Origin of the sequence: Trichocoleus sp. DQ-A2, from assembly GCF_039961915.1 — a bacterium.
In the GTDB taxonomy this organism is placed as follows: domain Bacteria; phylum Cyanobacteriota; class Cyanobacteriia; order Cyanobacteriales; family FACHB-T130; genus FACHB-T130.
Genome location: NZ_JAMPKD010000009.1, coordinates 1 through 14,579, shown reverse-complemented (window position 1 = coordinate 14,579; position 14,579 = coordinate 1). Strand labels below are relative to the sequence as shown.

Annotated in this window: 16 protein-coding genes and 2 pseudogenes; 7 read left to right on the top strand and 11 right to left on the bottom strand. The window is 46.4% G+C overall.

What is annotated here, in order from left to right; genetic code table 11:
- Window positions 1–24 precede the first annotated feature (24 nt).
- A complete protein-coding gene (gene purN, locus NC997_RS10565) occupies window positions 25–693 on the bottom strand; it encodes a phosphoribosylglycinamide formyltransferase (protein WP_190411215.1) in 669 nt (222 codons plus the stop codon).
- Here purN and NC997_RS10560 point away from each other — a divergent pair.
- Window positions 692–1,159, top strand: a complete 468-nt coding sequence (locus NC997_RS10560) for a hypothetical protein (RefSeq protein WP_190524484.1) — start codon at window positions 692–694, stop codon at window positions 1,157–1,159. The two genes, purN and NC997_RS10560, sit on opposite strands and share 2 nt — an antisense overlap.
- A 73-nt stretch (window positions 1,160–1,232) precedes the next feature.
- Here the strand turns inward: NC997_RS10560 and NC997_RS10555 are convergent, their stop codons facing one another.
- A complete protein-coding gene (locus tag NC997_RS10555) occupies window positions 1,233–1,994 on the bottom strand; it encodes a type IV pilin-like G/H family protein (protein WP_190524482.1) in 762 nt (253 codons plus the stop codon).
- Between the two features lie 97 nt (window positions 1,995–2,091).
- On the opposite strand from NC997_RS10555, the gene NC997_RS10550 reads away from it, so the two are divergent.
- Window positions 2,092–2,982: a sugar ABC transporter permease gene (locus tag NC997_RS10550; RefSeq protein WP_190524479.1), complete on the top strand. Its 891-nt coding sequence runs from the start codon at window positions 2,092–2,094 to the stop codon at window positions 2,980–2,982.
- A gap of 227 nt (window positions 2,983–3,209) precedes the next feature.
- Here NC997_RS10550 and NC997_RS10545 read toward each other — a convergent pair whose 3' ends face one another.
- The 3 genes from NC997_RS10545 to NC997_RS10535 are packed head-to-tail and all read right to left on the bottom strand — an operon-like array spanning window position 3,210 to window position 6,957.
- The gene (locus NC997_RS10545; RefSeq protein WP_190524476.1) at window positions 3,210–4,142 is read right to left on the bottom strand and encodes a hypothetical protein; all 933 of its coding nucleotides are present in this window, start codon (window positions 4,140–4,142) and stop codon (window positions 3,210–3,212) included.
- A 4-nt stretch (window positions 4,143–4,146) separates the two neighbouring features.
- A complete protein-coding gene (locus NC997_RS10540; protein ID WP_190524473.1) occupies window positions 4,147–4,683 on the bottom strand; it encodes a cupredoxin domain-containing protein in 537 nt (178 codons plus the stop codon).
- 21 nt (window positions 4,684–4,704) lie between these two features.
- Window positions 4,705–6,957 carry a heavy metal translocating P-type ATPase gene (locus NC997_RS10535; RefSeq protein WP_190524471.1) on the bottom strand — a complete coding sequence of 751 codons (2,253 nt, stop codon included), beginning with the start codon at window positions 6,955–6,957 and terminating at the stop codon, window positions 4,705–4,707.
- Between the two features lie 173 nt (window positions 6,958–7,130).
- Between NC997_RS10535 and NC997_RS10530 the strand changes: the two genes are divergently transcribed.
- Window positions 7,131–7,784, top strand: a complete 654-nt coding sequence (locus tag NC997_RS10530) for a hypothetical protein (RefSeq protein WP_190524468.1) — start codon at window positions 7,131–7,133, stop codon at window positions 7,782–7,784.
- A 98-nt stretch (window positions 7,785–7,882) separates the two neighbouring features.
- On the opposite strand, the gene NC997_RS10525 is transcribed toward NC997_RS10530, so the two are convergent.
- Window positions 7,883–8,332, bottom strand: coding sequence for a hypothetical protein (locus NC997_RS10525; protein WP_190411223.1), 450 nt, complete (start codon window positions 8,330–8,332; stop codon window positions 7,883–7,885).
- Window positions 8,333–8,367: 35 nt separating this feature from the next.
- A complete protein-coding gene (locus NC997_RS10520; protein WP_190411224.1) occupies window positions 8,368–8,562 on the bottom strand; it encodes a heavy-metal-associated domain-containing protein in 195 nt (64 codons plus the stop codon).
- Between the two features lie 68 nt (window positions 8,563–8,630).
- On the opposite strand from NC997_RS10520, the gene NC997_RS10515 reads away from it, so the two are divergent.
- Window positions 8,631–9,497, top strand: a complete 867-nt coding sequence (locus NC997_RS10515) for a branched-chain amino acid ABC transporter permease (protein WP_190411225.1) — start codon at window positions 8,631–8,633, stop codon at window positions 9,495–9,497.
- Window positions 9,498–9,618: 121 nt separating this feature from the next.
- Here NC997_RS10515 and NC997_RS10510 read toward each other — a convergent pair whose 3' ends face one another.
- Window positions 9,619–9,762, bottom strand: a complete 144-nt coding sequence (locus NC997_RS10510; RefSeq protein WP_190411226.1) for a photosystem I protein PsaX — start codon at window positions 9,760–9,762, stop codon at window positions 9,619–9,621.
- Between the two features lie 183 nt (window positions 9,763–9,945).
- Entirely contained in the window at window positions 9,946–10,878 is a 933-nt protein-coding gene (lipA, locus tag NC997_RS10505; protein ID WP_190524466.1) for a lipoyl synthase, read from the bottom strand.
- Window positions 10,879–11,667: 789 nt separating this feature from the next.
- Between lipA and NC997_RS10500 the strand changes: the two genes are divergently transcribed.
- From NC997_RS10500 to NC997_RS10490, 3 genes and pseudogenes are all read left to right on the top strand, one after another.
- Window positions 11,668–12,285, top strand: a complete 618-nt coding sequence (locus NC997_RS10500) for a response regulator (protein WP_190411228.1) — start codon at window positions 11,668–11,670, stop codon at window positions 12,283–12,285.
- 146 nt (window positions 12,286–12,431) lie between these two features.
- Window positions 12,432–12,770: pseudogene (locus tag NC997_RS10495) on the top strand (response regulator); the annotation flags it as partial.
- 138 nt (window positions 12,771–12,908) lie between these two features.
- The gene (locus NC997_RS10490; RefSeq protein ID WP_347276040.1) at window positions 12,909–13,481 is read left to right on the top strand and encodes a response regulator; all 573 of its coding nucleotides are present in this window, start codon (window positions 12,909–12,911) and stop codon (window positions 13,479–13,481) included.
- A 184-nt stretch (window positions 13,482–13,665) separates the two neighbouring features.
- Here NC997_RS10490 and recR read toward each other — a convergent pair whose 3' ends face one another.
- Entirely contained in the window at window positions 13,666–14,277 is a 612-nt protein-coding gene (gene recR, locus NC997_RS10485) for a recombination mediator RecR (RefSeq protein WP_190411240.1), read from the bottom strand.
- A 140-nt stretch (window positions 14,278–14,417) separates the two neighbouring features.
- Window positions 14,418–14,579, bottom strand: a pseudogene (locus NC997_RS10480) (photosystem II q(b) protein); the annotation flags it as partial.

The following is a 14,579-nucleotide window of genomic DNA, read 5'->3' as shown; positions in this document are numbered from 1 at the left end:
AATTACGATATATCTTTTATCTTGTTAATGCGATCGCGCGGCTGCCAAAGCGATCGCTTGCGGCAATATCTTGTGTTCCTGAACTTGAATTCGGGCGTGTAGCGTTTCTAACGTATCGTCAGGAAGAATCGGGACAGCCGCTTGTAGCAGAATTTTGCCGCTATCAACTTCTACATTTACTAGGTGAACCGTACAACCAGTTATTTTTACACCTGCATTCAAGGCTTGTTCAACCGCTCGAATTCCCTTAAAACTCGGTAACAAACTGGGGTGAATGTTAATCATTCGATCCGGGAAAGCATCCACTAACACCTGTGTAACGACGCGCATCCAACCTGCCATAATTACCCATTCCACTTCATACTGCCGCAAGGTGTCCACAATTGTTTGATCTAACGCTTCGCGGCTGTTAAAGTCTCGGTGATTCAGCAAAACAGTGGGTACACCCCAGCCTTCGGCGCGGGTAGCGGCTTTTGCACCGGGATTATTGTAGATCAGAACTTTTATTTCGGCATTAAGTTGCTGTTGCGCGATCGCTTCTGCGACTGCCTCGAAATTACTGCCATTTCCCGACGCCATCACACCTAATTTTAAAGGAGAGCGATCGCTCAAAAGATTGGGAGGAACCGTTGGAGAAATTAGGCTGGGGATATAATTAGGGCTAGAATCAGATGTTGAGGGATTGAAAGTCATGGAGCTAGAAATAGACAATGAATTATTAATTGAATCTAATAATTTTTACATCAAAATATATCCTATAGAAACAGAGCTTAATTACTTACCCTCATTTGCAGCAAAAATTGACTGTAAAATTTCTTCAACAATTAAACTTCAATATAATTACAGCGATCGCATCTGGTTTAAATTTGAAGATTTTGATAAATTTATAACGGATGTACAAGGCATTGTATCTGGCATAAGGGAGATAGCGGAACTCAATTCTATGAGTCAACCGGCAATTTTCATAATTAGCCAATCTGGCAACTATTTAAAGTTTACTATAAATTTCGATGCGGGTTTCTCTTTTGCTGGAGATGGAAGAAGAATCCAAGTGACAACATCTTTTCTTGAAGAATACGATTTTATAAACATTCTTTCAAGGTCTGTTACAGAATTTTGGGGCAATTTCAAATGCCTTCTTAGAGAGAGGAACTTATAAATAAGGATTCGGGAAAAAATCGACCTAGCTAGGGATAGATTTGACGAAGGCTGGATTAGTTTTCATCAACTCTTCAGCGTTGTAGTGAATGCGAACCAGCCGGACACTGGATTTGCCCAGATATATTCTTCGGAGGCGTTGGCATTGCAGGCGGTGTGGATGAGGGTTTATCTGTTTCGCAAATTACTGTTCTTGTAATATTTTCACCATTATTTGTGACAACAAATACAGCACCCGTGTAGCTATTAAGTTCGGGGCGCTTGGCTTTGGCAGTATGCATCACCCTTTGAGTACCATTACCTTGAGGTACAATTTGGTAATTATAACTCTCTGTCTCTGGCTTAATCCCAATCCCTAGCTGCTCGATTGTTGTACCGAATTTATTATTTTCCAAGTAATAAGCTTGTTGTGAACGGTTCATCGCACCGATGTACGTTTTCCCTTCAGATTGTTTTGCCTTGGTTGCTTGATTGTTAAAGGCTTCCTTAATATCAACGATTTTAGTATTGGGAGGTAAATCGGGTGAGTCAGAAAGCTTTTGAACCGGGATTTCATAAGCAACCGGAGGCTCAGAAGATGTTTCCGGCGGGAGGAGGAATAATTTACCTTCTGGCGTCAATACAAATTTCACCGCCTGACTGGATGATGGATTGTTGACTTGCCATTGTCCTACCCAGCGATCTGTCCGTAAATTGGCATTAGCAGCGCTAGGAGAGGAAGAATCTGAAGGTGTATTGGTTGAATTACATCCATAGATAGCGAGTAACCCAAGCAATCCGCTAAGCATTCTGAACCCAGGGTGTTGGCTGCGTTGCTTCAATACGGTTATATTCACGGTATCAGTTACTGACCAAAGATTAACAGGATCTTACCAGTGCCGCCAGGTAGAATAACGCTACGACGCTAACATTCAACGGTAAGCCAATCGCTCAATGAAAAATACGCACTTTTCTCGGAGGCATCTGTTAGATAATGATGCGATCGCTGCCTGGATTTTTCTGACCCCTGCCTTAATTCTATTAGGGCTTTTTCTCCTATGGCCTATCGCTTATTTGTTTTACCTCAGTTTTACCACGGGTAGCTTTACCTCTGCGGGTGTGCGCTTAGCGGGATTGAGAAACTACTGGCGTCTCATGCTGAGTCCTGACTTTTGGCAAGTTCTCGGTAACACCGCTTATTTCACCATTGCCACGGTGATTCCCAGTTTGGTAATTCCTTTGGGTTTAGCAGTGCTATTAAATCGTGCCTTTGCCCTGCGAGGAATCCTGCGAACTGCCTATTTTATCCCCTCAATCGTTAGTCTTGTGGCAGCTGGTTTGGGGTTTCGCTGGTTGTTTCAAACCGAAGGGCCAGTTAACGCATTTCTAAATGCTATCGGAATTGAACCGATTTCCTGGCTGGGTAGCACGTTTTGGGCGATGCCAGTGCTGATTTTGTTAAGCATTTGGAAGCAATTGGGTTTCAATATGGTGGTGTTTTTGGCAGGGTTGCAGGCGATTCCCTCCAGTCGCTATGAAGCGGCAGAACTAGATGGTGCCAATTCCTGGCAACAATTTTGGTACATTACCCTGCCAGGATTGCGCCCGACTCTCATCTTTGCCACCGTCACGACGGCTATTTTTACCCTGCGGAGTTTCGAGCAAGTTTACGTCATTACCGGCGGCGGGCCATTAAACTCGACTAATTTGCTGGTTTACTACATCTACGACCAAGCGTTTGCCCAATTTGATTTTGGTTATGCCGCAGCGGCGGCAACTGTGCTGTTAGCAGTAACGCTAGTGTTAGTGTATTTTCAGCTAAAAACTTGGGGAGAAGAAGCTTAGGAATTGTGTTTATCGTCTACATCAAGTTAGCCATTTCCGATGAGGTAAGTTTGTCTAAGTTTGTTGAGCAAGGCTATAGCAATCCAATGTGAAATTTATCTTTGTTGTTTTTAACGAACCGCAGAGGACGCAGAGGGCGCAGAGAGAAGAGAAGAAGAGAGAAAGAATGGTGTTGCGAGTGAAATTAGGATTGCTATAGATATGCTCAAGGGGTTGAATCCATTGTGTTAGAGAACTTCTATCCAGAAATCAGTGGTAACAATCTTACCGTTGCGGTTAAACTGACCCCAGAGTTTATATTTTCCTGGTTCGGGAAATTTGGTATGGAAAAGAACCTGGCCTTCAGGAGTATCTTTCATGGCATGGGCGTGAATGTAATCTGTGGCTGTTAAGTTTGGTGACTGTCGGAGAATGACTAAATGACCTTTTTCTCCTAAGTACGGTTGCAAGTCTTTGACGGGTTGAGTGTTAGAACCGTCTCGCAGATCAAACGTTAAGGTAACATCTTTACCTGCTTTGAGGGTTGGCTCAGAAAATACAAGATTTGCTTTTGTATTTCCGAAAGTTTTAAACTGATTTAGATCGATTGCTGGTGCAGGTGAAATTTTACCAGGAATCTGTGTTTTTACTGCCGAGACTTGTTCCTTTTGACCGGCTGGTTTGTAGTCACTTAAAAGAGTGTAATTACCCGGTTGAGGAAAACTTGCCTCGACTTCAAAACGCCCATTCTGCTTGTAGGTGGGATGAAGATGGCTGAAAAACTGGAGATCGTCACTGACAACAATCAAGTGCATCAGTTTTTCTTGAAAAGTGTCAAACTTAGCGATCGCTTTCCCGGATTTGTCTTGAATATCAATCGCTAAAGAAACGGGTTTGTTTGGAGTAATTGTTCCTTGAATCGTCAGCTTCGCCTGCGCTGCCTCAGTTTCAGGCATCGATTCGTGCGCCGATTCGTGCTTCGATCCGTGCCCCATGTGATGTCCCTCATGAGGATCGGTTCCAGCCGTGTGATGCCCCTTATGAAAGTCATTCCTAGTGTTTGTAGAGGTCGCTTGCATCGTTCCATCCTTCATTTTCATCGTATGAGTGACTGCGCCTGTAGCGATCGCGCTTCCTGCCACTAAACCAACCAAACCCAAAAGCATTGACTTATTTTTCATTATTTTACTCCTCTTGATTTGCCGTTCCGGCTGCTTTTACTTCCAAGACACCTCTAGCCATATTCATTCCACAGGTAAAGGGATATTCGCCTGGGGTTTTTGGTGTGAATTCCACAGGTGTCATCCGATTCAAATCCAAATCTTTAGCAATGTTAAAATCCGGTAAAATGATTTTTTCCAGACAAATACTGGGGTCTTTTCTGAAAAAATTGAGCCGCACAGGTTGCCCTGCTTTCACGATGACTCGATTTGGATCGTAACCGCCATCTACTTGGATAGTCAGTTCCTGAATTCCTTGATTTGCTGTCGCTTGTTGAGCTTGAGTTTTACTCACCAGAAACCACCAAAGTTCTAACCCAATTAAAGCCAACCCGCCTAAAGTAAGACCCAGTTTTAGCTCAAAAGGTTGCTTAATTTGACGAAATTGGTTTGTGGGCATTGGTGCCTCGGCTGAAGCGGGTTTTGCGGGTGTTCCTGAGAAAACCGAGAGCAAAATCCACAAAACCAGAAGATTACTCAACAATTTTTTTTGAGTTACCATATTTCCTCCTTTTCTATGTAGTTAGAAATTTACTCGCGGCTGAAAATTCCGCAAGCGCAAAGCGTTACTGACAACAGAAGCCGAACTGAATGCCATCGCTGCCCCCGCAATCATTGGGTTCAGTAACCAACCAAAAATCGGGAATAAAATACCAGCAGCGATTGGAATTCCAGCGACGTTGTAAATAAAAGCAAAGAAGAGATTTTGGCGAATATTCTGCATCGTGGCGCGACTTAATTGAATCGCAGTAACAATACCTTGCAAGTCGCCAGAAATGAGAGTGATGTCGCTAGCAGCGATCGCGACATCGGTTCCGGTGCCAATCGCGATTCCCACGTCTGCTTGTGCTAGTGCTGGGGCGTCGTTGATGCCATCGCCCACCATTGCCACTACTTTACCTTCGGCTTGCAGTTCCTGGACTTTAGCGGCTTTTTGGTCGGGACGGACTTCCGCAAACACTCGCGTGATGCCAACTTCTTGCGCGATCGCGTCTGCTGTTTTGCGATTATCCCCGGTTAGCATCACCACTTCTAAACCCATGCGGCGTAGCGATCGCACAACGCCTGCGGAAGAGGGTTTCAGGGCATCGGCAATGCCAATCAATCCCTGCATTTCGCCATCTACCGCAATCCAAACGGCAGTTTTTCCGGCAGATTCCCAAGCAACTTTTTGTCCTTGCAAAGGTAGCGTTTCAATCCCTAATTCATCCATCCAACGCTGAGTACCGATTTGCACCAGTCGGTCGGATACAATTCCTTGAACGCCACTACCCGCGATCGCTTCAAAATTTTTCGCCTCCGGCAATGGAAACTGCACTTCCTGAGATTGGGCATACCTTACAACCGCTTCAGCCAAAGGATGTTCTGAATTGCGTTCAACTGCTGCCGCTAACTTTAATAGCTTTATCTCATTGCTGTGGGCAGTTCCTACCATCGTGATGTAGTCGGTAACAGTGGGTTTTCCCTGAGTCAGAGTCCCGGTTTTATCCAACACAATCGTCTGAATTTTATGCGTCACTTCCAGACTGTCAGCACCTTTAATTAAGATGCCATTTTCCGCACCTTTTCCGGTTCCCACCATCACAGAAGTCGGCGTTGCTAAACCCAAAGCACAGGGACAAGCAATAATTAACACTCCCACCATTGTCATCAGGGCCATTGTGAGATTGCCCATCACGTCGAACCAGATAATAAAAGTAGCGATCGCAATCGCAATGACCACTGGCACAAACCACCCCGTTACTCGATCCGCCAATCGCTGAATGGGGGCTTTGGCACCTTGCGCTTGTTGCACTAGTCGGACAATTTGAGCCAAAACGGTATCTCGTCCAACTCTCGTCGCCCGAAACTGAAAACTGCCAGTTTTATTAATCGTCGCCCCAATCACTTCATCCCCCGCCTGTTTCTTCACGGGCAAGCTTTCACCCGTCACCATCGCTTCATCGACACTAGACGTACCTTCTACCACTTCCCCATCCACGGGGATTTGTTCGCCAGGACGCACTAAAACCACATCGCCAACTTGGACAGCTTCAACAGGAACATCGATTTCCTGTCCATTGCGGATCAAACGCGCCGTTTTCGCTTGCAAACCCATCAATTTGCGAATCGCTTCCGACGTTTGTCCCTTGGCGCGAGTTTCTAAAAACCGTCCTAGCAGAATTAAAGTAATTACAACCGCCGCTGTTTCGTAATAGACATCTGTAATTCCCTCCAAGAATCCTGGAAATACAGTCACAAACAGCGAGTAGAAATACGCCGCACCTGTACCCAGCGCAATCAGCGTATTCATATCAGCCGCGTGACGCTTCAAAGCTTTCCACGCACCTGTAAAAAAAGATTGACCGCACCAAAATAAAACCGGCGTTGTCAACACTAGCTGCACCCAAGAATTATGCAACCATGCCGGAATTAAAGGGATGTGCAACCCAGTCATTGCCGGGATTGATCCCACCACCAGCACAATACTAATTGCTGCGCCGAATACCACTTTCCGCGCCAAATCTTGCCGTTCCTGACGGCGGGTGGCTGCTTCGGTATCATCTTCTTTGCTTCCGAATTCTCGAACTGGCGCGGCTGTATATCCGGCGTCGGTGACAGCCTGCTGAATTTCCTCTAAACTCGTTTGCTGAGGCTCGTACTTAACAGTCGCCTGTTCCATGCCGAAGTTAACGTTACACTCGCTGACGCCTGGAACATTGCGAATCGCTTTTTCTATCGCACCGGCGCAAGCCGCACAACTCATTCCTTGTAACTTCAGAGAATGTGTTTCCATAACTTTCTCTAACTCGATGATTTTAGGTTAATCTCTCTAGTTAACTGGAGAGTCAAGGGGGTAGAGAAAAAATTTTGTGTGCCATATTCGTTGTGAAAAGAGCGATCGCGTATGCAGCGATAATTCCGCTTCTCGCCACCCCACCACCCCCATCCGTTTAGAAGAAAGCACCTATGTATCGCGACCAGCTAATTGCAGAATTAAAGCTTTGCATAGAGCCATTGTTACCTGGTTATCTAGCAATTTTTGATTTGGCTGATACGAAGCGGCGCAACCTTTACTTAGGTCACGAAGAAGTAGATAAAGATATTTTAGAATTCGATACTTTGTTAAAAGCTCATCTCGGTAAAGCTTTCAAACGAATTGGGGGCGATCGCTGGGTTGCTTTTGTTACTGAAAATCAACTCAACGTTTTCGATCGCTTAATTTTGGCATACCAAAAAGAAGTCCCTATCTCTGCTGGCTGGGAATGTAGAGCGATCGCTCCTAACAGCACTTTAGTTCATATTGAGGAGAAAACCGATGTCTTGATAAGTCGCGCTGTCCGATGTGGCTACTTAAATATCCAAGACATCAATGACCTAGCGGCTAGGGTAAATGATTTATTAGAAAAAATATGGCGTTTACCTGTTAATTCCGCAACTTCACTAGAGCAGGAATTAACATTTAATGAACCAAAATGGAAGTGTATCATTGGCAATTTACCTAGCACTGCGTACTGTCCCTTCTGCAAAGGCACAGAGTTTGAATGGCTAGAAGGTACTGATGACACTGCTTACGGAATTTGTAAGGGTTGTCGCGCCGAAGCGGATTTTGTATACGGCTGAATATCGCACTCTTAAATGGTTTGTGAAGGCGAGATACCCGACTTCTCTCTCGAAGTTTGGGATTTGAAGGGCTGGCTAACTAATCAAAGAAAATCGCCTTATTCGTAGCTATTTGTTGAAATTCGCTTTTCTTCGATAAACTGAAGCCAAAAAGCCGCAGCGATGCCCCAAATTGCATTAAAAAATAATACAAACAGTGGAGTTAAAACTCCCAATTTCAACCCTAGCAGCCCTTGATTCGCTTTCACCGAAAATACAATCAGTAATTGCGCCAGTGTCGGCGCAAGACTATAGACAATTCCTCGCAAGACAATCCCTCGCAACCAAGAGGGGTAACGCAGAAAAGGCAAGACAAAGAGAAATCCCCATAAACCGCCCCAAACGATGCGAGGATACAGCCAATCTGGGGTCAAAGCTGGCGCAATTTTCACCCCCAAGGCAGCAGTGATGCCCAGAACTCCAAACAGCCAAACAGCAAGACTATTTGCCAGTCCTCCCAAAGCGCCAGCGGCGAAGACGAGTGTTAATTTTCTGCTCCACTGCTGCATCCAAATTTCCCCTAACCTTTGCGATAATCTTATCGCTAGGCGACAGGATATCCAGCGTTCGCGATCGCTTCCCTGACTTTGTCTGCTGGCTGTTGTGTTTCCACACTTACAAGCTTGGTTTTGGTATCAGCCTCTACCTTCGCGGTGGGGTCAAGAGTGGCAACTGCCTTAGAAATCGTGTCTACACAGGCAGAACAAGCCATGCTGGGAACTTTCAGTTGTAGTGTCATAGTGTAAATTCAGGATTATTGTTTCAATCGCTATTATGAAATCTCCAGTCAACTGGAGAGTCAAGTGAATGGATGTACAAACTGCTCAATTAATTGTGAATGGCATCGCCGTGGGTTGCATCATTGCGCTAGCGGCGATTGGTCTAACGCTGACTTATGGAATTTTGCGCCTTTCCAACTTTGCTCATGGCGATTTTATGACCTTGGGCGCGTATCTTACCTGGTTAGCGAATATCAGTGGGATAAATATTTGGCTGTCAATGATTCTAGGCGCGGGGGGAACGGTGGCGGCGATGCTACTGAGCGAACAGCTGCTCTGGAAACCAATGCGGGCACGCCGTGCCTCCCCTACCACCCTGATCATCATCTCGATTGGACTTGCCTTGTTTCTCCGCAATGGCATCATTTTCATTTGGGGAGGAGGCAACCAGCGCTACAATTTGCCAATTGCCTCCGCCCTCAACATCTTCGGAGTCAACGTGGCTTATTACCGGATCGTTGTCATGGTTTTAGCCGTCCTCGCAATGTTGGGGCTGCATTTCCTGTTGCAGAACACCAAAATCGGGAAGGCAATGAGAGCAGTTGCGGATGATATCGATCTCGCTCGCGTCTCAGGCATTAACGTTGAGCGCGTGGTGATTTGGACTTGGCTAATTACCGGCGTTTTTACGTCCCTGGGAGGAGCCATGTACGGGCTGATTACCGGCATACGCCCCAACATGGGCTGGTTTTTGATTTTGCCGATGTTTGCGTCGGTGATTCTCGGCGGGATTGGCAACCCCTACGGCGCGATCGCAGGTGCGTTGGTAATTGGTATCGCCCAAGAACTCAGCGTCCCCTTCCTGGGGTCTGAATACAAGCAGGGTGTTGCCCTCTTGATCATGGTCTTAATTCTGCTTGTCCGTCCCCAAGGCTTGTTCAAGGGCACCCTATAAAAGGATGAAGGATGAAGGATGAAGGATGAATCAACAGGCTATCCATCCTTCTCCCTTCCGCCTTCATCGTTGTCATTCACCCTAACCTCAAAACTGTAGATTCAGTTTTCTTAGAGATGGATTACGGGTTGATGATGTGGAAATAAATCGCTGCAACCAGGAAGTTACCAGCTAAGAGGATCAGCGAAACGATAGTGCGGAAAGGATAGGGAGGCTTACTCGTTTGGGTAAGAGAACCTTTTGGTTTCTTGGCTTGTGCAGTCATAAGCATTTGCTCCTAATTTTGGACTTTATCAAGAAATACCAAAGAGCTGTCACAATTAGCACGGCTCGATAGAAATATTTTCATTTACCGCAGTCTTCCTGAAAGCAGCCTAGACCTTGATAGGCGCTTTCCCGATGCACGATCAATAGAAAAATTCTTTTTTCCTCCCCTGGCTTCTTGACTTTAAGCACTCTCTCCCGCGTGGTAGGAACTGCGGACGAGGGGACCGGAACGGACGTGAGCAAAGCCCATTTCCCGCGCGATCGCTCCCAGATGCTCAAATTCTTCTGGCGTCCAGTATTTTTGGACTGGCAGATGTTCTAGAGAAGGGCGCATATACTGACCGATGGTAATGCGATCGCATCCAGCATCCCGCAAATCGGTCATCGCCTCAATTACTTCGGCTTCCGTTTCCCCATGTCCCAGCATCAAGCCAGATTTCGTGGCAATTGTGGAGTCAAGTTCTTTCACAATCCGGAGAACATCAAGCGATCGCTCATACTGTGCCCCCCGTCGCACCCGTCCTTGCAGACGCTCCACCGTCTCAATATTGTGGTTATAACAAACGGGTGACGCTGCAACCACCGTTGCGACTCGTTGCCGTTGTTTCTCCACCGCATCCTTACCCCCCCAGAAATCTGGCGTCAACACCTCAATCAGCGTTTCCGAGTTCATCTGTCTTATCGCTGCCATCGTCGCCGCAAACCAACTCGCCCCCCCATCCGGCAAATCATCTCTTGCCACCGAAGTCAGCACCACGTAGCGCAAAGAAAGCAACTGCACCGCCTGAGCCACCTTTTGCGGTTCTTCCGGATCTAATGGCATCGGTGCGTGCCCTTTCTCCACTTGACAAAAAGCACAGGCACGGGTGCAAGTTTGCCCCATCAGCAGAAACGTTGCTGTCTTTTGGGTATAACACTCTCCCCGGTTCGGACAGCGCCCCTCTTCGCAAATCGTGTGAATTTGCCGCTGCTTAATAATTCGCTGCACCGTCGAAATGTCGCTTGCTTTCCCGATGGAGCGTCGCAACCAAGGCGGTAGCGCCTCAATTTCTGACCTCCACGCTTGTACATCAGGCTGAATTTGTCGAGCATTCGTTTCGGTAGGCAAATTCATGTTTTTTTCTGGGCTACCAGCTCAATGAGCATCCGTATAATACAGAACTTACACAGCCAAACTCCTAAACTCAAGAGCTTACAACAATTTCCATAGCAACTCTCTATTGGATGCAGTACGGTTTAACCTCACCTCAGCCCCTCTCTGTTCACGGATTTGGGTTGAATATTCCCCCTCTCTGTTCGCGGATTTGGTTCAATATTCTCCCCTCTCCGTGAAGGTTGAGGCGCTGGGGGTGAGGTTCGGATCGAGTGAGAACCACTATCTCGCCTGCTTTCCTGCGCCTTTGTCTATATAGCCAGTACAGGATAGCCAGTACAGGCACAACCCAAAAAAGCCCCTACGTTGTCGGGCAATGCGTGAGTCCTATGATACAAATCTTAAATCATTCGACTCTAACTCTGATTCTGCTTCTGCCTTAGTTTTTTTCCCTTTCAGGTCAGACCGGATTAATCTAGAATTAGGCACGCTGCTAGCTTTTTGGCTTTATGTTTTTGTATGTCAAGACGATCGAAGAGTGAGGATATCAGGCAAGCCATTGTGTTGCTGTATACCACGCACTCATGAGAATCCCCATTACGGCGCTAGCGTTGGTTTACCGTAATCGGGTATAGAAATCATAGTTCTGTAGCGCAGACACACTTGTACTACACATTCCAAATTATCCTGATTGGTATGAACGCGAGGCAGTTTTCTGCTAGCCGCTCATCTTGCTGAAATTAGCGGCAAGGCAGCAGTCGGCTCAAATCAACTTTAGTTTTTCTTTAAATTACCCCTAAGGAGTCAGTCGTGGCAGGTCACAAAATTCTGGTGATTGATGACAGTCGAGTGATCAGAAATACAGTACGAGATATGTTACCACCGGGTAACTTTGAAATTTTAGAAGCAAAAGACGGTCTGGAAGGCATGAATCTGATCTACCAGTCACACCCGAACTTGATTATGTTAGATTTTCTCTTGCCCAAAATGAGCGGGTGGGAGGTGTTTCAGCAGATTCAAAGTAAGCCCGAACTTCAGTCAATTCCTCTCGTTTTAATGTCTGGTCGGAAAGAAGAGGTGACAGAGAAAATCTCAGAACCTTTTGAATATTTTGAATTCATACCCAAGCCCTTTGACCAGAAGCAACTGATTGCCGCTATCAAGACAGCGATGGCAAAAGCAAGAAACCGCCCGGTGGTAGTACCATCAGCACCGCAGCCAGCCGTCGCTAAGGATACAGTCCCACCAGATTCAGGGGTTGCGTCAGCAGACATTCAGCAGTTAAATGCCAAGATTGCCAAGATGCAAGCTGAGATTGACGCCTTGAAGAAACAGGTGGCTCCAATGGCAGCGATACCTAGTGAGGTTGATGGCTTGAAAAAACAGCTAGCTCAAATTGTGACATTCATTAAACAAAAGCTGAAGTAATCGCTAGCATTTATAGAATACACCTCAGCATTTAGATCCTGTCCCCATTCAATCTTCCAGCTCATCTGACTCGTAATCGGGGCGTTCTTACGGTTGAGTTCCTTGTTTCATGGAATGTCCTCAGTCACCACTCCTAGGAGTTAGTTATGCCAAGTAACAAGATCCTGGTTATCGATGACAGCAGCACCAGTCGGAGTCTAGTCCGAAAGCTATTGCCCCAGAGTAACTTTGAAGTTCTCGAAGCAAAAGACTCTCAAGAAGGACTGAATTTAATCCGAAAAGAACGCCCCAATTTAATCGTGCTGGATTTCCTGTCATCTCAGCCTAGTAGCTGGGAAGTCTTTCAACAAATTCAAGTCTCTCCGGAACTCCAAAAGATTCCTTTAGTGGTGACATCAGGACGTAAAGAAGAAGTTACACACAAAATTCCAGAACCGTTTGAGTATTTTGAATTTGTTGCCAAGCCGTTGGAGCAGAAGACGCTGATTCAGGCGATGAAATCAGCAATGGCTAAGGCGAAACTGCCTCGTCGGCAAGCGGCTGCGGCTGGTGCCCAAACAGCACCAGCCGCTAAAGGAACCCCAACGGCTCCCGACGTTCAGAAAGCGGGAGCAACTCAAAAAATCCTAATTGTTGATGATGCTAAAGTCATTCGGGCTTCATTGCCAGAAATGTTGCCTCCGGGCAACTTTCAAGTTTTAGAAGCAAAAGATGGGGAAGAGGGACTTAATCTCATCCGTCAAGAGCATCCGAATGTAATTATTTTGGATTGGATTCTGCCTCGCATGAGCGGTTGGGAGGTTTTTGGGCAACTTCAAGCTTCGCCCGAACTCCAGATGATTCCTTTAGTAGTCATCTCTGGGCGGAAAGCGGAAGTGATGGAGAAACTTTCAGAACCGTTTGAGTATTTTGAATTTCTAGAGAAGCCCTTCAATGAGAAGCACTTAAATCAGGCAATCCAGTCAGCGATCGCTAAAGCCAAATTGCCACGCCCACAAGCTGGAACACCTTCTGCTCAGACAACCGCAGTCGTTGCTGACTCTACAGATGCATCGGCTGAAATTAAGGCATTAAATGAAAAAATGGCGGCAATGCAGGCTGAAATTAAGGGATTGAAGGAACAAGTTGCTGAAATTCCGGCACTGAAAAAACAATTGGCTCAGATGATGGCTTTCGTTAAGCAAAAGTTGGGTTAGAAGCCCTATTTAAGTGACTAGAATACCCAGATTATCTACTGGCTGCTAATGACTCATTGCTAATCTCCCTCTTGTGTCATTTTGAGAGAATTCGATGAATTTACAGTATTACAGCCCATGAGAAATCAAGCTTTTACCTCAGTTTGTCAGAAGAGGGATCTAGCAATTCTAGGGTTCTACTTGCTTAATCCAACTCTCTGCGCCCTTCTAAGGCTCGTGCTAGTGTCACCTCATCGGCATACTCTAAATCACCGCCCATCGGTAAACCAAAAGCAATCCGCGTCACTTTGGTAAACGGCTTTAGTAATTGACCGACATACAAGGTTGTTGTCTCACCCTCTACGCTGGGACTAATTGCCAAAATCACTTCTTTAATTTTTTGCTGGCTGACTCGCCGCACCAGCGGTTGAATATTTAGTTGGTCGGGGCCAATTCCATCCATCGGTGAAATGATGCCTCCCAAGACGTGATACTTGCCGCTATATTCGCGAGTTTTTTCCAGCGCAATCACATCACGGGAATCTTCCACCACACAGAGCGTGCTGTTGTCGCGGTTAGAGTTACGGCAAATATCGCAGACAGGTTCAGCCGAGAGGTGAAAGCACACCTGACATAAACCCACTTGCTTTTTCGCCTCAACTAAAGCTTGAGCCAGTGTTTCTACTTCTTCGGGCGATCGCTTAATAATATGCAGTGCCAGACGTTGTGCAGTTTTCGGGCCAACTCCTGGCAACCGTTGCAGTTGCTCGATGAGACGAGCTAAGGGACGTGTGTAAACCGTTGTCCTATCTCCAATCTGTATGCTTCCATATTTATCCTAAACCCCGATAGATTGGATTGATACAATCTGCTTCTATCTGCGGTTCCCAATAAAAAAGCGCCCCCTTGTGGGAGGCGCTTTTGATGTAGAGACGCGATATATCTTGTCTCTAGCGATTAGCCATTGATGCTGGGAGCCATCAGAGCCACTGGGGTGGACTCACCGGCTGCCAAGTCGAGGGGGAAGTTGTGAGCGTTGCGCTCGTGCATCACTTCCATACCCAGGTTGGCGCGGTTGATGACGTCTGCCCAAGTGTTGATGACCCGACCTTGGCTGTC